Origin of the sequence: Sulfuricaulis sp., from assembly GCF_024653915.1 — a bacterium.
Classification (GTDB): Bacteria; Pseudomonadota; Gammaproteobacteria; order Acidiferrobacterales; family Sulfurifustaceae; genus Sulfuricaulis.
In genome coordinates, this window is sequence record NZ_JANLGY010000022.1 from 73,137 (window position 1) to 93,523 (window position 20,387).

Consider the following 20,387-nt stretch of genomic DNA (forward strand, 5'->3'; position numbering starts at 1 on the left):
ATCAATCCGCCGGTGCGGCACGGCTTTGCGCCCGCGCCTTCCATTCCCGTGCGGCCGCCACCATCGTCCGGGCTCGGTGCTCATAGGTATGCTCCCGGAGCACGCGCCGGTGGGCCTGCTCGGCGATAGCGCGCACCTCCGGAAAGTTCGCCAGATAATGCCTGACCTTGCCGACGCAATCTTCCATGCTCGAAAAATCCACCCACTCCTTGCCGATATCGAAATCCCTCGCGGCATGCTCGCGCGTCTCGCTCAGCAGGAAACCGCCGCACGCCGGCACGCCGTAGCAGCGCTCGGGCAGGCCCCAGCTTTTCTCGGGACCGTCATCGCAGGCGGCGCCGAAATTCAGGTTGATCCGGCTGCGCTGGATCAATTCGATCTGATCCTTGAGCGGCATGTTCTTGCCGTGACGGAACCACATCGAGACGCCAAAACCGGTCAGGCGCCGCTCCAGCTCGGCAAAGAATTTCGCGCGTTCAGTGAACTCGGGATATTTCTGCGCGTCCAGGGTTCCGACAAACGAAACATCATAGCGGTAGCGCTGCGAGTCACGCAGCTCATCAAGCGTACGGCCCGCCAGGTTGTAGCGCGCGACCCACGCGGCATTGGGCAGGTAGTGGGCAGCGGATGTAAACGCCGCAGCCCCCTGAAGACTGTGCGCCATGTAGATATCCAGCACGCGCAATTTTCGGAACCACCACAGACGCCGGCGCTTGGCGCCCTTGTTCCACGGCGCATCGCGATTCCATCCGATCAGCGGAATCCGGCGCTGGCGCAAACGTGATTTGAGCCGCAGTGTGTCCCATGGGCGCTTCATGGCGTCATACATGTCCAGCAGATAGCCGTCGCAATCCTGTAGTTGCTCATCCGTCGGATTCCACAGATTTTCGTAAACGGTATAGCCGCTGCTCTCCAGACCTTCGCGAATGGGGATGAAGTTGCGGTAATTGACGATGAACTTCATGGCTTCGCGAGCAGTTCGCGGTAGAGCCGCACCAGACTGTCGCTCATGGCCGTGAGCGTCAGTGGCTCCACAGTTTGGCGCGCGGCCCATCCGATACGCCGCCGGGTTTCCGCATCGAGCAGGGTACGCATAAACGCCGTCTGGTTTTCGACATCCAGGGCATCACAGGCAAAACCGTTTTTTCCATTCTCGATCAACTCCGCCGCGCCGCACTTGAGGCTGGTGACAACGGGCAACCCACTGGCCATCGCCTCCAGCACCGCGTTGGGGAACGGATCGTAAAGCGTGGGCAATGTCAGCACATCGGCCGCACCATAATAAAGCCTGACGCCCTCCCGCACCCCGGCAAAAATCACGCGCCGCGAAAGGCCGAGCGCATGGGCACGTTGCTGAAACCGGTCCGCCTGCTTGTCGCGGCCCACCACCAGCAAAAAAGCATTCTCCGGAAGTCTGGCCATGGCTTGCAGCAGCACGGACATGCCCTTGCGTTCAAACCCGGAGCCGACAAACAAATAAAGCGTGGCATCGGACGGAACGCCATGACGCGCGCGGATGGCGTCGCGGTGCGCCTTCAGGTCGGGATGATAAACCGCCGTGTCCACGCCGTTGTAGATCACGGGCAATCTGTCGTCGGGCAGATGAAAATACTGCTTGATCTCGTCCCGTACCATGCGTGAATTGCAGATCACCGCCTTGAGTCGCGGGCCGGTGAACATGCCCTTTTCCGCCGCTTTCACATAGGCATGATAGGGATTGAGCGCGAGGCGCAAGCGGCCGGCCCAACCGAGGGCGCGGGCACGTTGTTTCAGCCATTCGCGGTGCACGCCATCCCCGGCGCGGTAGATATCACAACAGGCGATGCGCTCGTGCGACTGAACCAGGTCAAATTTTTTTTGCGCCAACGTCCTGCAGACACAACGTGCAAAGGCGTAATCACGCCACAAGCTTCCAACATGAAACGGCCGGCACGTCAGCACCTCGAACCCATCGCCACCGCTCCATTCACGCGTCACCAGCGTAACGCGGACGTCCTGTGTCTTGAGCGCATCGATGGCGCGAGCCACGAAACGCTCCGCGCCGCCGTCTTGCGCATAGCGCTGGCGTATGAGAGCAATTTTCAGCATTTGATTGCGAACCGCCAAGACGCCAAGAACGCCAAGTTATTTAGAATAAACAATTCGTTGAATACCTTGGCTCAACACAGGAACGTTAAAGTTCATGAGCAAGCCGAGTTGATGGCCAGTCGCTTTTAAATAAGAGATGACCTGAGCTTTATGAACCGGATGTAAGGCATCAACCGCCTTCAGCTCAACAACAAGTGCTCCGTCAATCAGAAAGTCCAGACGTCCTTGTCCCACTGACTGTCCTTTGTATCTGACTGGAATTGAAATTTGGCGTACGAACGGCAAATTACGTAACGTCAGCTCGACTGCCAAGGCTTCTTCATAAATAGACTCAAGGTAACCTGGGCCAAGATACCTATGAACCTCAAGTGCCGCATCTACGATTACGCTCGCAAGCTGATCGAGCCTTTTGTCAGGTTCTATTCTGGATTTTTTCAAGTTTTGACCGCCTTTTTCTGGCGTCTTGGCGTCTTGGCAGTTCATTTTTTAATTAGCTCATTTATCGCGTTCAGGACATCATCTACAGATATATCGGTCAGACATTCACTGATCTTTCCGCCACCGCAGCCGTCAATGCCACAGGGCCGGCAGGAATACGGCAGCGTCAACACACGGTGACTCACCTGCCACGGACCCCAAATCAGCTCGTTGCTCGGCCCGAACATCGCGACGCAGGGAGTCTGCACCGCCGCCGCGATGTGCATGGGCACGGAGTCCACGCCGACAAAACATTTGGCCTGCGCCGTCAGCGCGGCAAGCTGCTTGAGGTTGAGCTTGCCGGACAAGTCCACCACCGGCTTCTTCAGCTGCGCGGTGATGCGCGCGGCATACTGGAGCTCGGGATCGCTGGGCGCAGCAGTAAGCACCACCGACTCGCCCGACTGCTGCAAGGCAGTAATGAGCGCGGCGTTCTTGTCCGTGTCCCAGCTTTTGAACATCCAGCGCGATGTGGGATGCAGGTGGATAAACCCCCTGGTTGCCAATCCGTGGCGCGCCAGCAAATCGCGCACCGAGCGCTCGGCCTCGGCGCCCGGGACCAACACCAACCGGCGCTCGTCCGCACCCGGGCATACGCCAAGGCGACGCAGGGCATCGAGATGCATTTCCACCGTATGGCGCCGACTCGGTGACGGGTAGAGATGGGTAAAACTGTTGCGCCACAGACGCCCACGCTTGGCGGGGTAATCGCGCGCGACACTATAAGGCGGCTTCAGCAACAGACTGAGCACCGCGCCGCGAGAATTTTCCGTGAGATGGATGATCAGATCATAGTGACGCTTGCGCAGATTACGCAGCAGGCGCCACTCGTGTGCCAAACGCGACGTTGAATCTTCCTGCTTCCAGTCGCGGTCGATAGTGAAGATGTTGGTGATGGCGGGATGGCCCGACAGCATCGGTTCAGTATCACGGTACACCAGCGTATCGATCTCGAGATGCGGGGCATGATTCTTGAGGACCGTGAAAACCGGAGAGGTCAGGAGCACATCGCCGAGGTGGCGGAGCTTGATCACCAACACGCGGTGCAGGGCGGAAAGGTCGACGGCGTCCTTGAGCATCGCGCCAACGATAGCAGATTTTTTTCCGGCTTACCCCTTGAGCGCCGCCGCTACGCGCTCCGGCCCGATCTGTCGCAAACAATTAAGGTGTCCCAGCGGACATTCGCGCTCGAAGCACGGACTGCACGAGAGGCCAAGGTAAAGCACGGTGGCCTTGCTGCTCATGGGCGGCGTATGCTTCGGGTCCGAGGAACCGTAGAGGGCCACGACCGGCCGCAAGAGCGCCGCGGCCACGTGCATCAACCCGGAGTCATTGGTCACCACGGCGGCGGTCAATGACAACAGATCGATGGCCTCCTCCAGCGTGGTCTTGCCGGCAAGATCGAAGCAACGGTTTTGAGTGAGCGATTGAACGGCGTCCGTTTCAGGCTTGTCCTTGTTGGAACCGAACAGCCACACCTCCCAGCCCTTCGCGAGTCCTGCCTTCGCCACTTCGGCAAAATTTTCCGCCGGCCAGCGTTTGGCCGGACCGTATTCAGCACCGGGACACAGGCCCAGTACCGGCGTCGCTGGCAATGGATGATTCAGACGCGACAGCGTGGCGCGGGCCTTGTCCGTATCCGGCTTCAGCCGCGGCAAGGGGATGTCCGGCAGCTCTTCATCAGGAGACAGCGCCAGCGCCACGAACCGGTCCACGGTACGCGGGAGTTTCCGTTTGTCCAGCCTGCGGATGTCATTGAGCAATCCGTAGCGCCACTCGCCGATGAAACCGGAACGAACGCGGGCGCGCGCCACGAAAGGAACGATCGTGGACTTTAACGAATTGGGCAGGACAATGGCGCGATCGTAATCGCGTGTCCGCAAATGGCGTCCAAGCCGATAGCGCACGCCCAAATCGAGTCGGCCATGAACAAAGGGAGCAGCGACTGCCTCGTCGACCTCCGGCATGCGCGCCAACAACGGGTGCGTCCAGGCGGGCGCAAGCACATCGAGACGCGAATCCGGATGACGTTGCTTGAGGAGTTTGAACAGGCTTTGCGCGAGCACCATGTCGCCGACCCAGGACGGTCCAACGATCAGGAAACGTGGAGGATTTTTTTCCAAGCGCGGCGTTATCGTCCGTTGTGTCGCAGGACGAAAGTCATCGGCTGAATCCCGGCGGGCATTCCTCGCATCCCGGCGATTCTAGGCAGGTGTGAAGGCGGCATCAACCACGCCAGCGGTCCGCCAGAATCGACGGAATCGCCTTTGCTATACTGGCCCGGAAACACGGCCACAGGAGACTGACATGCCGGAAAAGAATTCCCTGTTGTTTCCACCCGTTCTTCTCATTCTCGACATCATCGGAACCGCACTGCTGGGTCTCGGACTGGCAAACTATGTCGCGGGCGTCGACATTCTCCCGGCGTCATGGCGGTTTGATCATTACGGTCCCGTTTTCATCGGCATCGGTGCCGCCCTGATGTTGCCGTTCATGGTACATGTCATCAAGAATGCGGCAGGGAACAAACAAGAGAGACATTCCTGAGCACGCCGTTGAAACCAATTTCATCTGATCGGCCAAACTCGTGACGACCGTCACCATCCTGTTGTGGGTGCTTGCCGTGGCGCTTATGCTCGTGGGACTCGCGGGCCTGTTCTTCCCGGTCATTCCCGGTGCCGTGCTGGTGTTCGCCGGTCTTGTGGTTGCCGCCTGGGTTGACAATTTCGCGTACGTCGGCTGGGGCACGCTGGCGGTGTTGGGCATACTCGCGCTGCTCACCTATCCGGCCGATCTCATGGCCAGCGCCTTCGGCGCCAAACGCTATGGCGCCTCTCCACGCGCCATCACCGGTGCCGTAATGGGTGCTGTCATAGGTATTTTCTTCGGTCTTCCCGGGGTGCTGCTGGGACCCTTTTTCGGAGCAGCTATCGGAGAGTTTTCCACTCAGCGCCACCTGGGGAAAGCCGGTCGCGCCGGCTTCGGCGCCACCGTGGGAATCGTGCTCGGAACCGCCGCCAAGCTGGCAATTGCCTTCACCATGCTGGGGATCTTCGCCATCGCCCGTTTTGCCGGGGGAAACTAGTTTTCCTGCAAAAGTTGAATTATGTCAATTACCGGACACGCAGATTCGCATATATAGGAGAGAATTCCACTATAAGGTGTCAGAATGAACGCATCGATTCCAGAACAAGTGAACACCATGAACTGCTGCTATGCCGGAAAAGAAAATGACCGGGAAAAGGCATTCAAAGCTATCTGGTCAAATGAAATCAATGCCGTGTTCTCCGACGTCGCGCGTTATTACGACCGCGCCAATATCTTTGCCAGTCTCGGCATGCTGAACCGGCTGCGCGACCGGTTCATCTCCACCATCGACATCCAGCCCCATCACAAGGTGCTGGACGTGTGCGCCGGCACCAATGTAATCGGGATCAGTCTTTTGAAAAAACAACCGGGACTCGACGTGTACGCGGCGGACCGAAGCATCGCGATGCAGCAGGTCGGCCGGGACCGCGCTCAAAATCACGGATTTCGAATCAAGTCATTCATCTGCGACGTGCACCGTCTGCCTTTCCCGGACAACTATTTCGATGTGGTGACACTGCAATGGGCGACTCGGCACCTGCGCGTCATCGACGTCTTTTCCGAGATCAACCGGGTACTCAAGCCCGGCGGCCATTTCCACCATTGCGACATGCTGCGGCCGGCCAACAAGCTGGTGGAGCAGGCCTACTACCTATACTTAAAAGTCCTCATGGGGGTAATCCCCCGGCTGTTCCGCAGCGGACCAGCGTCGATGAAATGCCGCGATTACTTCATCCAGACCATCCGCCTGTTCTATTCGACGGAAGAGCTGTCCGCCCTGCTCGTGGATCTGGGATTCAAAAATGTCATCGGGAATTCGGTACTTGGAGGAACGGTGGGATTCCATAAGGCACACAAGCCGCAGCTTGGCGCTGCCTAGTTTCCGCCAACAACCAGATGGTTTATTTGTCCTTGAGGACGTACACCGCCCCGCAGTAGGGACAGCGCTCTTCGCCGCTGTCTTCGATGGGCAAATACACCCGCGGGTGCGAATTCCACAGCGACATGCCCGGCATCGGACAGGACAACGGCAGATCGGCGCGCGTGACCTCGTAGCGCATCTGCGCGTTGGGCTCGATCAGCTTTTCTTCTTTCATGCTGGCTGCCACGGCAACTTCCTCACGCCACCGGTGTCAGCCAGTCGGCGTATTTGGCGTTGCGGCCGTGCACGATGTCGAAATACAGCGATTGCAGTTTTTCAGTCACCGGCCCGCGCTTGCCGGTGCCGATGGCGCGCCCGTCAACCTCGCGGATCGGCGTAACCTCGGCGGCAGTGCCGGTGAAGAAGGCCTCGTCGGCGATGTAGACCTCGTCACGGGTGATGCGCTTTTCCAGCACCTTGATGCCGAGATCGCCGGCCAGCTGCATGACGGTGGCGCGCGTGATGCCGTCCAGCGCCGAGGTGAGATCGGGCGTGTAGATGACACCGTCACGCACGATGAAAATGTTCTCGCCGCTGCCCTCGGAAACGTAACCTTCGGTATCGAGCAACATGGCCTCGTCGCAGCCGGCGGACAGGGCCTCGCGCAGCGCCAGCATTGAATTCATGTAATTGCCGTTGGCCTTGGCGCGGCACATGTTGATGTTGACGTGATGGCGATTGAGCGACGCGGTGCGCACCTTGATGCCGTTCTTGATGCCGTCCTCGCCCATGTACGAACCCCACGACCAGGCCGCCACAATCACGTGCACCTTGAGTCCCTCGGCGCGCAGGCCCATGCCCTCGGCGCCGTAGAAACACATGGGGCGGATATAGCCGGATTCGAGCTTGTTTTCGCGCACCGCCGCGCGAATCGCCTCATTGAGCGTTTTCTTGTCGTAGGGAATTTTCATATCGAGGATATGCGCCGAGCGGAACAGGCGGTCGGTGTGTGCCTGCAGCCGGAAAATCGCCGCACCCTTGGGAGTTTTATACGCGCGCACACCTTCGAACACGCCCATGCCGTAATGCAGGGTGTGGGTCAGTACATGGGTGGTGGCCTCGCGCCACGGCACCAGTTTGCCGTCGTACCAGATGACACCGTCACGATCCGCCATCGACATCGAAGTTATCTCCAAGATATTAAATTTCACCGCAGAGCGCGCAGAGGACGCAGAGAAATCCCAATTTCAAAAACTCAGCGTGCTCTGCGATCTCAGCGGTTCAAACTCTTAATCAAATACTTCCTTCCAAACCTCTCGCACTCTTTCCGGCCAGTCGCCGAGTTCCGCGGGATTGGCCAGCGCACCGCGCTCCATCAGCTTGAGGCGATGCTCCACGGAAAGATAACGGCGGTAAGCCTCCGTGAGCAACTGCGCCCGTGCCGGTTCCAGCAGACCCTCGGCCTTGAGGGCTTCCAGGAGTTGGATATTTTCCGTGTGGCGGGTGAGCCCGGGATGATTGTGCGCCCACCGCAAGACCCAGTATTGCACCATAAATTCGATATCCACGATACCACCCGGGTCATGCTTCACATCGGCCTGGGTCGTATCGTGATCCACTTTTTCCGCCACCATCTTCCCCCGCATCTCCCGCACTTCCGTCTTGAGCTTGGCAAGATCGCGTGGACGGCACAGGATTTCCTCGCGAACTTCGGCAAACTGTCGTGCCAGCCCCGGCCTACCGGCTACCGGCCGCGCCCGTACCAGGGCCTGATGCTCCCAGGTCCAGGCATGGTCACGCTGGTAATCGCGGAAGGCGGTCAGGCTCGTCACCAGCGGACCGCTCTTGCCGCTCGGACGCAGGCGCATGTCCACCTCGTAAAGGATGCCACCGGGCGTGCGTGTGGTGAGAATGTGGATCAGTCGCTGGCCGAGGCGCGCAAAGAAGGCTTCGTTCGGAAGCGGGCGCGACCCGCGGGTAGCGCCGTCTGCGCATCCTTCATACAGGTAAATCATGTCGAGATCGGAACCGTAACCGAGCTCACGACTTCCAAGCTTGCCATAACCGATGACGGCAAAGCCGGGTGGCGTCTCCCTGCCCGGGCATTGCGGTGCACCGTGCTTGCGTTCGAGATCGCGTGCCGCCAGATCCAGTGCCGCCGTGACCATGCTTTCCGCCACCGCCGCCAGCGCCGCGCCGGTCTGCTCCGGCGCCAGGCCCGGGCCGACATCGGACGCCGCCACGCGCAATACATGCCCATGACGAAACTCACGCAACACTTCCATTTGCAGTTCGAGGTCCTCTTCCGGAATATGTGCCAACCGCTGCCGCAACTCATCCTGCAACGCCTCCGGTGTCGGCAACTCGTATAGCGTCGGATCGAGCAACTCATCGAGCACGATCGGATGCTGCGCGATCCAGTTGGCGATCCACGGGCTCGCGCCGCCGAGCCGCACCAGCTGGGTCAGCACCTGCGGATTCTCTGCCATGAGCGAGAAGTAAACCGTGCGCCGGCCGACGGCCTCGAGCAGATGTACCAACCGCTGCAAGGTCGTCAGCGATTCGTCGCTTTTGCCCGCCGCCTCGAGCACCAGCGGCACCACGCGGTCCATGCGTGCACGGGCACCTGTTGAAAACGCCGCCACCATCGGCCCCTCGCGCAGCCCGTTTACCAGACTGAGTGCCTCTTCCGATTGTGCATAACCACTGTCACGCAGTATCTGTTTCGCGATCTCGGCATCGGCCGTACCCAGCCAGACTGATGCGAGCTTGTCGGTTTCGTGCTCACCGGTGGCTTCGCCTTCGGTGCGAAACAGTTGCGCAAAATGCCGATGCACATTGTCACGCTGCCGTTCGAGCTCAACGGCCAGGCTTTTGACATCGGCGAAACCGCTGGCGAAGGCCAGCTTCAGCTGCGCGGTTTCGTCGGTGGGCAGTTGCTGGGTTTGCTGATCGGCCACCATTTGCAGGCGATGTTCGACATTGCGCAGTAACACATAGGCCTGCATCAGCTCATCTCCTGTGCCAGGGTCCATGCAACCCGCCGCTACCATGCGCGGCAGTACCGCCAGCAGATGGCGCTCCTGTAACTGCGGTTCGCGGCCGCCGCGGATCAGCTGCTGTGTCTGGGCAATGAACTCGATCTCGCGGATGCCGCCGCTCCCAAGCTTGATGTTGCCATGCATGCCCTTGCGCACCATCTCACGCTCGATCATGCCTTTCATGTTGCGTATCGATTCAATGGTCCCGTAGTCGAGGTACTTGCGGTACACGAACGGCTTCAGCGTCTTGAGCAACTCCTCGCCCGCCGCCTTGTCACCGGCAATGACTCGCGCCTTGATGAAGGCATAGCGCTCCCACTCACGTCCGTGCGTCTGGTAGTAGTGCTCCATGGCCGCGAACGACAACGCCAGTGGGCCGCTGGCGCCGTTCGGGCGCAGGCGCATGTCCACGCGGAACACGAAACCGTCGGCGGTATTTTCATTCAACACATTGATCAGTGATTGGCCGAGGCGAAGGAAAAATTCGTGGTTGCTCAGCGCCGGCGGACCTTGTATCTCGCCCTCTTCCGGATAAGCAAAAATGAGATCAATGTCGGAGGAAAAATTGAGTTCCTGTCCGCCGAGCTTGCCCAGGGCCAGCACCACCAACTTTGGGGGCTTGCCGCTTTGTTCGCCGCGTGGTTCTCCGCTTTTCTCCACCGCCCAGGCATGGAGTTTCGCGAGTGCGCCGTCGACACAGGCATCGGCGAACTCCGAAAGTGTGGCGAGGGTTTCCCTGAGATCGGCCCAGCCGGCCAGATCACGCCAGGCCATACGCACCATCTCGCGCCGGCGCAACTGCCGCAGCCGGGTTTTCAGCGCCAGCTCGTCCGCGGCCTCCGCCAGTGACTTGGCCACGCGCGCCGCCAGATCGCCGGCCGGATAGGGACGCAGCAGGTCGCCGGAAGAAATCAGATCATTTAACAGCGCCGACTGCTGGACACAGGCACGGGCGACGAATTCACTCGTGGCAAATACGCGCGGCAGGGTTTCGAGCCACTTTCCCGGCGGAAGTTGCGCCACCTCCGGCGCGAGTTCCTGCCAATGGGCGGACACCTGGGCCCGCAATGGTTCAGGAATCGCAGCGAGGGCCACATCGAACGTTTGTTTGGCGGAGTTGTTCATAGCCTTGACGCCGGCACACGTTGGCGCCCGCCCGGCCATGATACCCAAAGCACTGGCGGATTACCGCCGCCGCGGCCACAGGCAACGCCTGAACACCATATATATCATCTTGCTGCCCGCAAGCACCGTCCCCTTGATGGTCCCGGAAATTTTCGATTGCCCGATGCGCTTGCGGTAACGCATGGGCACCTCCATGACCTTGAGACCCAGACGCCAGGCCTTGGCCTGCATCTCGACGGTCCAGCCGTAGTTCAGGTCCCGCATGTCGAGTTTGCGCAGCGCGTCGTAACGGATCGCGCGGAACGGGCCGAGATCGGTGTAGCGCGAACCAGACAGGAGATTCATCAGGAACACCACCAGCTTGTTGCCGTAGATGACGTGCGGTCCCAGCGATTCTTTATCGAGCAGCGGATTCAAACGGGTGCTCAATACGAGGTCGTAACCTTCCTCGACAATCGGCTGCACCAGCCGTCCCATCTCCGCTGGATAATCGCTGTAATCGCCGTCGAGGAAGACCACGATGTCCACCGGATGCCGCGCAAAATATTCCAGGCCCGTGAGCATGACGCGCCCGTAGCCCGGCCGCTGTTCATTGATCACTACCGCGCCGTGCGCGCGGGCGATCTCTGCGGTGCGGTCGGTGCTGCGGTTGTTGACCACGACCACACACGGAGAGAGATCCGCCGGGATGTCGCGCAGGACATGCGCGATCGAATCCTCTTCGTCGCGCGCGGGGATGATAACTCCGATTTTCGGTGACATAAGTCAGCGCCCGTCGTTGAGGGCCCAGTCGTATTCCAGATAAGCCAGCCCGAACTTTCCCTGGCGCAGAAATTCACGATCTTCGGCATTGGCGTAACGATAAACCCAGGTGAGCGAACCCACCGCCGCGTGCGGGTAACGGGCGAAGATCGCGGCGGTCTGCGCATCGGGTGTGAAATCCCCGGCGAACCAGTTAAAGATCTGCGGCAAGCGCACGGCGTTGCCTGCCTTGTCGATCTGTACCTTGCGGTCGCGGTAGATGTAGTTGACCGCCGCCCGGTCCAGCCGTTGTTCCAGATATTCCGCGTCGAAGGCGCGGCTTTCGAGCAAAGGGCAGCCCATCGAGGCGCACACCAGCACGAAGTGTATGCGCGGCTCTATCAGTTCCTGGCGCAGAATGGTGTGCTCCATGTGGTCGAGCGTGAATTTGCTTCCCATGACCGGCCATTTCCGCCAACCCCATACACCGGGTATCTGGCGGATGCTGTCGGCGGGATAACGGCGCAGGGGGTCGGCGAAGATCGAGCGCGTGACGGGATAATGATCCACGATCACGCGCAGGGTGTAGGCGTTGTAGGCGTTAATCCAGAAGGCCAGCATCTGCTGGCGCGTCCAGCCCTCGTAAGCCTTGGGGTCCACGCCAGCGAGCGTCTGGAAATAACGATTGAGCGTTTCCTGATCGGCCTGAAGCGCGCGGTAATTCACCAGACCGTTCTCGACATGTTTTTGCAGCACCTGGTCGAGCAGCGCATGTCGGTGATCGAAAGGCGCCGTGGACGGGGGGGGCGCCTCAGTGCACCCGGCCAGCCATAATCCCCCGGCTACGATCAGCGCGGTAACAAGATTGCGTTTCATCACTGCGACTCTCCACGGTTCGCCGCGGCCAGAAACCCGGCGGCGCGCGTCCGCTGGCTGCGCCACATATCGACCAGCAGCAGGGAAAAGAACGGTACATAGATGGCGAGCTTGACCCACGGACTTTCCTCCCACACGCCTTCGGCGGCATAACGGATCAGCACATGGTACGAAAGCGCGACGAGCCCCGTGAACAGGATCCACGCGCGTTGCGGATAGAAACACAGAAACGGCAGCAGCCACAGCAGATACCAAGGATGCAGCGTGCTGGTGAGCAGAAGCGCCGTGCCCATCAGCCACAGCGCGCCTTTCAGTACCGGCATATCGCTACGGTAAACCAGGATCGCGACACCAGCAAAAATCGCCGCCGCGATCGCCTTGGAGACGTCCGCTGAACCCGTGACGAAGTTCAGAAGCGCGAACAGGCCGTCGTTGAAACGCCAGTAGGTACCGACCGTGAACACGCTGGCAAAATGCTGGTCGAGCGCGCTGGCAAACGGAGCGAACAGCAGCGCCAGGCCGAGCGGCAGGATCAGCCATTTGGCCCGGTCAAGGCGCTTCCACATGGCGGGCAGGAACAGCAACGCGAAATACTTGGCGGCGATGGCGCCGACAAGTCCCGCGGCGGACAGGCGGCCGTGCCCGCGCATCAATAAATAGATCGCGCCCAGCAGCAGCAAAATGGCGGCAGTGTCGTTATGCCCGCTGCCGGCGACTTCCACCACCGCGAGTGGATTCCAGGCGTAGATCAGCACGAGGCTTCGCGGTTTGCCTGCGATGTCCAGCAGACGCAGCAACAAGAGAACGATCAAACCGTCGAAAAGCACAAATGGGATTTTCATCACATACACAGAGTGCGCGACATTCTGCACGGCGGCGAACACGCCCATCAGCACCGGCCCGTAGGGCGTGCCGACGCCCTGGTGATTGATATGCCCGTGGAGTGCATCGCGCAACGGGGCCAGCTCCGGCGCGCCCGGAGCATATTGATAAGGGTTGATGCCGTGATTAACCAGTATTCCGTCCCACACGTAGCGATAGATGTCGTCCGAAAGACTTGGGGCGCTGAAAAAAAGCGTCAGGCGGAACAACAAGGCTAAACCCACGATTACAAATATTGCCGCCGGAGTCGAAAAAGCCCTGGCGTCCGCGAGAATCTTGCGCACCACCCAGGCATAGGCGGCGAAGGCAAGAAAATACAGCAGCAGGAAAGTTGGCACCGCGTGCTTCAGATCGCCCAGCGCCAGCATGCCGGCAAACAGGATTACCAGCGCCATGCCATGGAGAAAAATCTTTCCAGTCGGATTGCGAATCATGGCAAGACTCATGGCGCCGGAATATCCTGACTTAGCTGCCATCTGCCGGCACGCCACCGGCCCGCATTCTGCCGCAGCGAGACCAAGGACACATAGGCATAACCGGAGAAGAAAATGAACAGGAACGGCGCGGGGATGTACAACCGCTGCGCCATGGCGAAGACGAAGGCGACAAGAAAATAAGCGGACAGCAGCAACTCGCCCGCCGTAACGGCATCCAACCTGCCGCGATAAACCTTGCTTGCCGGGAAATCCGCGCCAGTCTGTATTCCGTGCTTCGGTGTGCGCCGGAACTCGGATTCGCGTCCCAGCCATCCCTCCAGCACCGCCCGTGCGGCATTGAGCGCCATGCCCGTTCCCAATGCCATCAGCAGGGGGACGCGACCGAGACTGCACCACCCGCCGACGCCGGCGGCGCGCTGCGCCGTGACATAGAATAAAGCCGCAGAAGGCGCCGCCAATACGAACAACGGCAGCTCAATCCAGGCCGCCATTTGCCAACCGAGACTCTGGCGAATTAGCACGGACGGCAGCAGTGCCACGGAGAAAAACACCAGCAGCAGCATCGCGACGTTGTTGGTGAGATGAAAAAACGCCTCGACTTTAACTTTCCAGGAGAAGGGGCTTGCGATTACGGCGACCAGCAACTTGCGTGCGGTCTGAATCGAGCCCTTGGCCCAGCGGTGCTGTTGCAGACGGAAAGACGTCATTTCCACCGGGAGTTCCGACGGTGCGATCACGTCCGCGGCGAACACGAAGTGCCAACCGCGCAGCTGGGCGCGGTAGCTGATGTCGAGATCCTCGGTCAGCGTGTCGGCCATCCAGCCGCCGGCATCTATCAGGCAGCTTTTGCGCCACACACCGGCGGTGCCGTTGAAATTGAAGAAGCGTCCGGAACGGTGGCGCGCGAGATGCTCGATCAGGAAATGCGCGTCCAGGAAAATGGACTGCAACCGCGTCAACAGGGAGTAATCGCCGTTGAGGAATCCCCAGCGGGCCTGGACCATGCCGATGTTCGCGTCCGTGAAATACGGCAGCATACGCCGCAGGAAATCCGGTGGCGGCAGAAAATCGGCGTCGAAGATTGCGACAAACTCGCCGTCGGCCTGCTCCAGCCCCTCGGCCAGCGCGCCGGCCTTGTAGCCACGGCGGTTCCCGCGACACGTGTGCGTCACGCGCCACCCTTCCGCGCGAAGGCGCGCGATCACCGGTTCGAGCCGCAACGTGGTGTCGTCGGTGGAATCGTCCAGCACCTGCACCTCCAGGCGGTCGCGCGGATAATCCAGCCACCGGATCGCCTCGAGCAACCTTGGGGCGACGTAGCGCTCGTTATAAATGGGCAGCTGAACAGTAACCGTCGGCCAGTCGCGGACAGGCGCAGTCAGGGGCGGACGATCCCGGTACCGATAGCGCAGATACACGAGGTGATAGCGGTGCAGGCCGTAGAGACAGAGCAGGCCGAGTGCGAGGAAATAGACGGCCAGAAATCCCCCCTGCAAAAATCCGGCGAATGACATTCAGCGGGCTCCGAAGCGCGCGCGATGGCGCCGCTGGTGCAGCTCGAATACCGACTCGACTAAATCATCGAGGCGCAGCGTTCTGAAAAAGCCAGCGAGGGCGCGTCCAGTGTCGCGCGGGCTACTGAGCAGCGCCAGCAGCAGCGAGCCGTAAAATCGCAGGTTGCGCCAGCGCAGGTAATTGCGCACAAAGAAGCGGTTCTGGAACCGTCGGCGTATCGCGGCAAGCTTCTCGGGAGAATGCTCGATCGCCATGATCGGCACGGCGGCCTGCCGGTGCGTGAAGCGCTCCTCGGCGATCAGCTTGGGGTCTATCCAGGCGTTCTGTACCGCCATGTTGTAGATCGGGGTCCCGGGATAGGGCGTGAGGAAATAGAAAGCCGTGTAGTCCGCGTTGATCTCCTTGGCAAGCCGGTAGGTTTCTTCCATGTCCTCCTCGGTCTCGCCGGGGAAGCCGAGGATGAAGGTGGCGCAGGCGCGCATTTTCATCCGATGCATCAACGCAAACGCGGCGCGCGCCTCGTCCGCGGTTGCCTTCTTTTTCATGGTCTTCAGCGTCTTGTCCGAACCGCTCTCCACGCCGAAGTCGAGCTGCACGCAGCCGGCCTGTTTCATCGGGCGCAGCATTTCCTCGTCCACGTAGTCCACGCGCGACTGGCAGGCCCAGCGCAAGCCAAGATTTTTCTCCGCGAGCTGGCGGGAGAATTCCATCATCCACTCGCGGTCGCCCGTGACGAGGTCGTCACAGAAGTAAAAGCCGCGGATGCGGTAATCGCGCACGAGCGATTCGATCTCGGCGACCACGTTGGCCGCCGTGCGGCGCCGCACCTTTTTTCCCTGCACGATGTGGCTGGCGCAATAGGTGCAGGGGTAAGGGCAACCGCGACTGGTGAAGATGGTGGTCACGCACTCCATCGCGTAGCCACGGATCATGCCCGGCGGAACAAGATATGGACGGTAGTCGAGCAGATGACGCGCCGGAAAGGGAAGGGAATCGAGTTCATCGATCAGATCGGGCGGGCCGGTGTGGGCAATTTCGCCGTCCTTCCAGTAATAGAGCCCCTTGATGGAGGGTATTTCCTGGTGAGAACCGGACTCCAGACATCCCACCAACTGGCTCATCGAACGCTCGCCCTCAGCGTACACCAGGTAGTCCACTTTCAGTTCGCGGATGGTTTCCTGCGGTTTCGCCGTAGCATGGACGCCGCCACAGACAAAGATCGCCTGCGGCAACTCCTGTTTCAGCTTTGCGACCAGACGCCGCGCCTTCGGATAGGTATTGGTATAACAGCCGATGCCGACAATATGCGGTGAAAATTTCCTGACTTGATCGATGCACGGGGAAACGTCCGGATCAATATCGAATACCTGGATCTCATTCCCCTGTTGTTCCAGAACCGCGGCGATATAAAGTATGCCGAGGGGCGGCACGATATTATTGCCCTCGGATATCTGCACATTGATCAGGCTGATTCTCATCGGCTGCCGTCCCCGCGGACTATCTCGGCCACCTTCGTCCGGCAAAGACATAGTAAAACACCTGCCGGATTAAGGCATTGGCTCAATTCCTTCCCTGCCAAGAAGTAGCTGCTTGACAAGGTCTAAAAATTCTATATTCTTTTAATCAAGTGATTACTTTATTAGTATAAGAACTCCCTGATATTGTCAATATAAGGCTGGCATTTCAGGTGATGGATAACAAAACGTATTTCAGGGAAGCGGCCAACGCCGCTTTCTGTTTGTGAGGGGGTTATAGATGAGCACGGCAGTGATAACAGGTCTGGTGATCGGCGGTTTGTACGGCTATATCGCCCAGCGCGGGGCATTCTGCCTCAATTCCGGTTTCCGTTTCGTCATTACCAAGCGCGATTACACCAAGGTCAAGGCCCTGGGGCTCGCGATTGCGGTACAGATGATCGCCATGCCGGCAGTGTTCGCGCTGGGGTGGGCACAACCGACCTTTCCTTCTTTTTTTCCCGTGGGCGCCATTCTGGGCGGCCTGCTCTTCGGCGTCGCCATGCATTGGGCGGCGGGTTGCGCCGCCGGGGTATGGTTCAAATCCGGCGCGGGCAACCTGGGTGCGGTGGCGGGCGTCATCGGCCTGATGCTGGGCGCCACCCTGTTCGAAGTGGGACCGCTGAAAGGTTTGCGTGATGCCGTTCACGGCCTTGGCGCGGTATCGTTCAACGCCACGTCGCTCGGTCTGCCGCTGTGGGCACTGCTGGTCCCGCTGGGCGTGTTGCTGCTCGTATTCCTTATGCGCACAGAAACCACAAAGGCCGGCGCCTGGACCTGGCGGCGCACGGGATTGTTGTTGGGGTCGGTCGGCGTGATGGCATGGCCGCTGTCGGCGCTGGTCGAGCGCCAGTTTGGCATGTCGGTAATCGGAGGCGCCGTGGATCTCACACGCCTCACGAGCGGCGCCTCGATTCCGGCCAAGGGTTTCGGCGGCTGGGACATTCTCTTCGTGCTCGGCCTGCCGCTCGGCGCTTACTTCGCCGCGCGCAAGGAAGGCCCCATGAAACTGTCCATCCCCAAGCCGGAGGAATTCGCCAAGATGTTCGCGGGCGGCGTTGGCCTCGGTGTCGGCGCCTCGCTCGCCGCAGGCTGCACCGTCGGCCACGGCCTCACTGGTGTCCCGCTGCTGGCGCCGGGCAGCATCGTCACGCTCGCCGCCATCTTCGTAGGCAGTGCGTTGACCGGTTATTACACCCTCGCGCAGGCGAAAAAGGTTCCACAAACCGGCAGTTCCGGGAGGCCCATCATGAGCGGAGACTGTTCCGGCCGTCCGGTTCCCGAGGGTCTGAAGAAAATGCTGTCCAGCTGCGGCGATTCGCCCGCGGTTGAACCGGCGCCGGCGGGAAACGGCGCCAAGACCATCACCATCATCATCCAGAACCCACCCTACAAGGGCGACAACAAGGCATGGCATGCGCTGCGTTTCGCGGGCGCTTCGATCGCAGAAGGCATGAACGTGCACGTGCATCTGCTGGACGACGGCGTGGAAGTCGGCAAGCGCGGCCAGAAACCGCCGGAGGGCGTGGTGAATCTGGAGGAATTATTGAAAGAACTTATGGAGTACGGACTCGAGGTCAATGCCTGCGGGCTGGCGCTCGACGGCTGCCGCATTCCGGAAGGCGAGATGATCGACGGCATCCCGCGTGGATCCATGAAGACACTCGCGAGCTGGGTGAGCAGCAGCGATCTCGTAGTGACGTTCTGACGAAGGATATCTGAGATATGAAAAACAGAATCACGTTGTTACTGGTCACGCTGGCGATGGTGTTTGCCGTGGACCTGGCGCTGGCGGAGACGATGAAGGGGCGCATACTCGGCGAGAAGTGCGCCCAGCTCGGCAAGATCGGCGAGTGCTACCTGCAATGGGCCGATCCGATGGTCTTCTGGACGCAGGAAGGCGATTACTTCCACATCAAGCTCGCCGGCAAAAACCTTGACAAGGCTTCGCTCGACAAGCAACTCGGCCAGGAAAAAGATCCTAACACGTTCGCCGGCAAGGACCTCGACCAGCTATCGCTCGACAAGGCCTTCGGGCTGGAGGTCGAGCTGGAAGGCAAGATCCTGGACCAGGGCCAGGACAAGGGCAAGATCGAGGTGGCGAAACTGACCATCCTCAATCCGCCCGGCAAGAAGGAATTCTTCAAGGGTTGACTGTAAATCCGCGGCCCCCGGCGGGGGCCCAGGAAAAAAGGCTGCAAGAAGCAAATCGTGAATTGTAATTCGTAAATCAGACGAACTGATTGATGGCACAAACAAACGGGGGCAAGAAGTCATGTATTTAATGAAACGTATGCAAACGATTTTGGCGGCGATCCTGGTGCTGTTTTTAGCGTCGCCCGCGTGGGCGGCAAAAGGCTACTCACGTCCGGAGTTGCTGATCGAGACGGATGAGCTGGTCAAAATCATGAATCAGCCCAACGTCCGCGTGGTGGACGCGGTGGACCCGGGAACCTTCCAGCGCGCGCATATTCCGGGCTCGGTAAACATTTTTTACCAGCTGCTGGCGACGCTGAAAACGCGCAAGGAGAACGGCTATCCCGCCAGCCCGCAGGACGCCGAAAAAATATTCGGCGCGGCGGGCATCGATAACAGCACCCTGGTCGTCGTCTACGACGGCGGCGAGGGCCCGCTCGCCTCGGCCGTGTGGTTCTCTCTCGACTTTTTTGGGCACAAAAACGTGAAGGTGCTGAACGGCGGCTTCCGCAAGTGGATGAAGGAGAACCGTCCGGTAACACAGGAAGCGGTGAAGGTGGAAAAGAAGAAATTCACCGCCACGCCGCGCCCGGAACTCGTGGTGACGCTGGCGGACGTGAAAAAACGCGACCGGAAAACGGTGCTCGCGGACACGCGTTCGTTCAAGGAATTCATCGGTCAGGATCTCGTTCCAGGCGCGGCGCGCGGCGGTCACATCCCCGGTGCCGTGTTTCTGGAGTGGACCGAATTCGCCGACAGCTTGGAGACGTTCAAATCGGCGGACGATATAAAAAAGGTTCTCGAAAAGAAGGGCATCTCCAAGGACACCAAGGTGATCACCTATTGCCAGATCGGACTCGGCCGCTCCACGATGATGGCCATGGCGATGAAGCTCGCTGGCTACGACAACGTGCTCGAATACTCCGGCTCTTGGGAAGAGTGGTCCGCCGACCCGCGCCTGCCGCTGGAGAAATAGACAGCACAGAGAGTTGATGCCATGACCACCTCGACCACCAGACTCGGGCTGATCGCACTGTTCCTGTCAGCGTTCAGTGTTGCCACGGTCACCACCACGGCCGGGGAATTGCGGCAGGTGAAAAATCCGGTCCCGGCGAGCGCCTTCATGCTGCGGAACCTGGACGGAAAACTCGTGAGCCTCCGCGACTTCGAAGACAAGGTGGTGCTGCTCAATTTCTGGGCCACGTGGTGCGCCAACTGCCGCAAGGAAATGCCGGCGATGGAACGGCTCTATCAGTCCCTGCGCACCGACGGTTTCGAGATCGTGGCCATATCCGTGGATCAGGCCTCGACCGAAAAGGTCAAGGCCTTCGCGGAAGAATTGAAACTCACCTTTCCCGTGCTGCACGACCGCGACAGCATTATCAGCAATCTCTACAGCAACCCGGGGGTACCGGTCTCGTATCTCATCGACCGGCAGGGACGGATTACCCATCGCGTGCTGGGCGAATACGACTGGTTCTCGCCCGAGGGGCGCGACACCGTGAAGACGCTTTTGCAGGAGTCTCGCAAGAACAACGAGGGATGA

Annotated in this window: 20 protein-coding genes; 7 read left to right on the forward strand and 13 right to left on the reverse strand. The window is 60.0% G+C overall.

Translation table 11 applies throughout. From position 1 onward, the window contains the following. Position 1: 1 nt before the first annotated feature. Genes NUV55_RS11175 through waaF form a run of 5 tightly spaced genes read right to left on the reverse strand, consistent with a single transcriptional unit; the run spans position 2 to position 4,688 of the window. Positions 2 to 964 (reverse strand): glycosyltransferase, encoded by a 963-nt coding sequence (locus NUV55_RS11175; protein WP_296673020.1) that lies wholly within the window; start codon positions 962 to 964, stop codon positions 2 to 4. Then, positions 961 to 2,088 (reverse strand): glycosyltransferase family 4 protein, encoded by a 1,128-nt coding sequence (locus NUV55_RS11180; RefSeq protein WP_296673022.1) that lies wholly within the window; start codon positions 2,086 to 2,088, stop codon positions 961 to 963. The genes NUV55_RS11175 and NUV55_RS11180 overlap by 4 nt, the downstream gene beginning before the upstream one ends. A gap of 36 nt (positions 2,089 to 2,124) precedes the next feature. Then, positions 2,125 to 2,571, reverse strand: a complete 447-nt coding sequence (locus NUV55_RS11185) for a GxxExxY protein (RefSeq protein WP_296673023.1) — start codon at positions 2,569 to 2,571, stop codon at positions 2,125 to 2,127. After that, complete coding sequence (rfaQ, locus tag NUV55_RS11190) at positions 2,568 to 3,644, reverse strand: putative lipopolysaccharide heptosyltransferase III (RefSeq protein WP_296673025.1); 1,077 nt, start codon at positions 3,642 to 3,644, stop codon at positions 2,568 to 2,570. Before rfaQ ends, NUV55_RS11185 begins: the two co-directional genes overlap by 4 nt. Positions 3,645 to 3,674: 30 nt before the next feature. Next, positions 3,675 to 4,688, reverse strand: coding sequence for a lipopolysaccharide heptosyltransferase II (gene waaF / locus NUV55_RS11195; protein WP_296673027.1), 1,014 nt, complete (start codon positions 4,686 to 4,688; stop codon positions 3,675 to 3,677). 184 nt (positions 4,689 to 4,872) lie between these two features. Between waaF and NUV55_RS11200 the strand changes: the two genes are divergently transcribed. From NUV55_RS11200 to NUV55_RS11210, 3 genes are all read left to right on the forward strand, one after another. Then, positions 4,873 to 5,112: a hypothetical protein gene (locus NUV55_RS11200; protein WP_296673029.1), complete on the forward strand. Its 240-nt coding sequence runs from the start codon at positions 4,873 to 4,875 to the stop codon at positions 5,110 to 5,112. A gap of 40 nt (positions 5,113 to 5,152) precedes the next feature. Continuing rightward, a complete protein-coding gene (locus tag NUV55_RS11205) occupies positions 5,153 to 5,650 on the forward strand; it encodes a DUF456 domain-containing protein (protein ID WP_296673031.1) in 498 nt (165 codons plus the stop codon). A gap of 84 nt (positions 5,651 to 5,734) precedes the next feature. Then, on the forward strand, positions 5,735 to 6,532 hold the full coding sequence (locus NUV55_RS11210; protein ID WP_296673032.1) for a class I SAM-dependent methyltransferase: 798 nt from the start codon (positions 5,735 to 5,737) through the stop codon (positions 6,530 to 6,532). Between the two features lie 22 nt (positions 6,533 to 6,554). Here the strand turns inward: NUV55_RS11210 and NUV55_RS11215 are convergent, their stop codons facing one another. The 8 genes from NUV55_RS11215 to NUV55_RS11250 all read right to left on the reverse strand — a co-directional run bounded on the left by NUV55_RS11215 (position 6,555) and on the right by NUV55_RS11250 (position 16,609). Further along, positions 6,555 to 6,749 (reverse strand): zinc-finger domain-containing protein, encoded by a 195-nt coding sequence (locus NUV55_RS11215; protein ID WP_367280410.1) that lies wholly within the window; start codon positions 6,747 to 6,749, stop codon positions 6,555 to 6,557. Positions 6,750 to 6,771: 22 nt separating this feature from the next. Further along, positions 6,772 to 7,695 carry a branched-chain amino acid transaminase gene (locus tag NUV55_RS11220; protein ID WP_296673035.1) on the reverse strand — a complete coding sequence of 308 codons (924 nt, stop codon included), beginning with the start codon at positions 7,693 to 7,695 and terminating at the stop codon, positions 6,772 to 6,774. A gap of 108 nt (positions 7,696 to 7,803) precedes the next feature. After that, positions 7,804 to 10,680, reverse strand: coding sequence for a bifunctional [glutamate--ammonia ligase]-adenylyl-L-tyrosine phosphorylase/[glutamate--ammonia-ligase] adenylyltransferase (glnE, locus tag NUV55_RS11225; protein ID WP_296673037.1), 2,877 nt, complete (start codon positions 10,678 to 10,680; stop codon positions 7,804 to 7,806). 60 nt (positions 10,681 to 10,740) lie between these two features. Then, entirely contained in the window at positions 10,741 to 11,442 is a 702-nt protein-coding gene (locus tag NUV55_RS11230; RefSeq protein WP_296673039.1) for a glycosyltransferase family 2 protein, read from the reverse strand. 3 nt (positions 11,443 to 11,445) lie between these two features. Continuing rightward, a complete protein-coding gene (locus tag NUV55_RS11235; protein WP_296673041.1) occupies positions 11,446 to 12,297 on the reverse strand; it encodes a DUF547 domain-containing protein in 852 nt (283 codons plus the stop codon). Continuing rightward, positions 12,297 to 13,625, reverse strand: coding sequence for a hypothetical protein (locus NUV55_RS11240; protein WP_296673043.1), 1,329 nt, complete (start codon positions 13,623 to 13,625; stop codon positions 12,297 to 12,299). Before NUV55_RS11240 ends, NUV55_RS11235 begins: the two co-directional genes overlap by 1 nt. Further along, positions 13,622 to 15,130, reverse strand: coding sequence for a cellulose synthase family protein (locus NUV55_RS11245; RefSeq protein ID WP_296673045.1), 1,509 nt, complete (start codon positions 15,128 to 15,130; stop codon positions 13,622 to 13,624). Before NUV55_RS11245 ends, NUV55_RS11240 begins: the two co-directional genes overlap by 4 nt. Beyond that, positions 15,131 to 16,609 (reverse strand): radical SAM protein, encoded by a 1,479-nt coding sequence (locus NUV55_RS11250; RefSeq protein ID WP_296673047.1) that lies wholly within the window; start codon positions 16,607 to 16,609, stop codon positions 15,131 to 15,133. A 277-nt stretch (positions 16,610 to 16,886) separates the two neighbouring features. Between NUV55_RS11250 and NUV55_RS11255 the strand changes: the two genes are divergently transcribed. From NUV55_RS11255 to NUV55_RS11270, 4 genes are all read left to right on the forward strand, one after another. Further along, positions 16,887 to 18,353 carry a YeeE/YedE thiosulfate transporter family protein gene (locus NUV55_RS11255; protein ID WP_296673049.1) on the forward strand — a complete coding sequence of 489 codons (1,467 nt, stop codon included), beginning with the start codon at positions 16,887 to 16,889 and terminating at the stop codon, positions 18,351 to 18,353. Positions 18,354 to 18,370: 17 nt separating this feature from the next. Beyond that, positions 18,371 to 18,799 (forward strand): hypothetical protein, encoded by a 429-nt coding sequence (locus NUV55_RS11260; RefSeq protein WP_296673052.1) that lies wholly within the window; start codon positions 18,371 to 18,373, stop codon positions 18,797 to 18,799. 130 nt (positions 18,800 to 18,929) lie between these two features. Then, on the forward strand, positions 18,930 to 19,817 hold the full coding sequence (locus NUV55_RS11265) for a sulfurtransferase (RefSeq protein WP_296673053.1): 888 nt from the start codon (positions 18,930 to 18,932) through the stop codon (positions 19,815 to 19,817). A gap of 21 nt (positions 19,818 to 19,838) precedes the next feature. Continuing rightward, positions 19,839 to 20,387 carry a TlpA disulfide reductase family protein gene (locus NUV55_RS11270; RefSeq protein ID WP_296673055.1) on the forward strand — a complete coding sequence of 183 codons (549 nt, stop codon included), beginning with the start codon at positions 19,839 to 19,841 and terminating at the stop codon, positions 20,385 to 20,387.

Excerpts from the sequence above, each read along its gene's own strand:
- NUV55_RS11200 (WP_296673029.1), top strand. The coding sequence starts at position 4,873 with ATGCCGGAAAAGAATTCCCTGTTGTTTCCACCCGTTCTTCTCATTCTC.
- NUV55_RS11215 (WP_367280410.1), bottom strand. The coding sequence starts at position 6,749 with ATGAAAGAAGAAAAGCTGATCGAGCCCAACGCGCAGATGCGCTACGAG.
- glnE (WP_296673037.1), bottom strand. The coding sequence starts at position 10,680 with ATGAACAACTCCGCCAAACAAACGTTCGATGTGGCCCTCGCTGCGATT.
- NUV55_RS11260 (WP_296673052.1), top strand. The coding sequence starts at position 18,371 with ATGAAAAACAGAATCACGTTGTTACTGGTCACGCTGGCGATGGTGTTT.
- NUV55_RS11235 (WP_296673041.1), bottom strand. The coding sequence starts at position 12,297 with ATGAAACGCAATCTTGTTACCGCGCTGATCGTAGCCGGGGGATTATGG.
- NUV55_RS11245 (WP_296673045.1), bottom strand. The coding sequence starts at position 15,130 with ATGTCATTCGCCGGATTTTTGCAGGGGGGATTTCTGGCCGTCTATTTC.
- NUV55_RS11265 (WP_296673053.1), top strand. The coding sequence starts at position 18,930 with ATGAAACGTATGCAAACGATTTTGGCGGCGATCCTGGTGCTGTTTTTA.
- NUV55_RS11180 (WP_296673022.1), bottom strand. The coding sequence starts at position 2,088 with ATGCTGAAAATTGCTCTCATACGCCAGCGCTATGCGCAAGACGGCGGC.
- NUV55_RS11220 (WP_296673035.1), bottom strand. The coding sequence starts at position 7,695 with ATGTCGATGGCGGATCGTGACGGTGTCATCTGGTACGACGGCAAACTG.
- NUV55_RS11175 (WP_296673020.1), bottom strand. The coding sequence starts at position 964 with ATGAAGTTCATCGTCAATTACCGCAACTTCATCCCCATTCGCGAAGGT.
- NUV55_RS11270 (WP_296673055.1), top strand. The coding sequence starts at position 19,839 with ATGACCACCTCGACCACCAGACTCGGGCTGATCGCACTGTTCCTGTCA.
- NUV55_RS11230 (WP_296673039.1), bottom strand. The coding sequence starts at position 11,442 with ATGTCACCGAAAATCGGAGTTATCATCCCCGCGCGCGACGAAGAGGAT.
- NUV55_RS11240 (WP_296673043.1), bottom strand. The coding sequence starts at position 13,625 with ATGAGTCTTGCCATGATTCGCAATCCGACTGGAAAGATTTTTCTCCAT.
- NUV55_RS11185 (WP_296673023.1), bottom strand. The coding sequence starts at position 2,571 with ATGAACTGCCAAGACGCCAAGACGCCAGAAAAAGGCGGTCAAAACTTG.
- NUV55_RS11210 (WP_296673032.1), top strand. The coding sequence starts at position 5,735 with ATGAACGCATCGATTCCAGAACAAGTGAACACCATGAACTGCTGCTAT.
- rfaQ (WP_296673025.1), bottom strand. The coding sequence starts at position 3,644 with ATGCTCAAGGACGCCGTCGACCTTTCCGCCCTGCACCGCGTGTTGGTG.
- NUV55_RS11255 (WP_296673049.1), top strand. The coding sequence starts at position 16,887 with ATGAGCACGGCAGTGATAACAGGTCTGGTGATCGGCGGTTTGTACGGC.
- NUV55_RS11250 (WP_296673047.1), bottom strand. The coding sequence starts at position 16,609 with ATGAGAATCAGCCTGATCAATGTGCAGATATCCGAGGGCAATAATATC.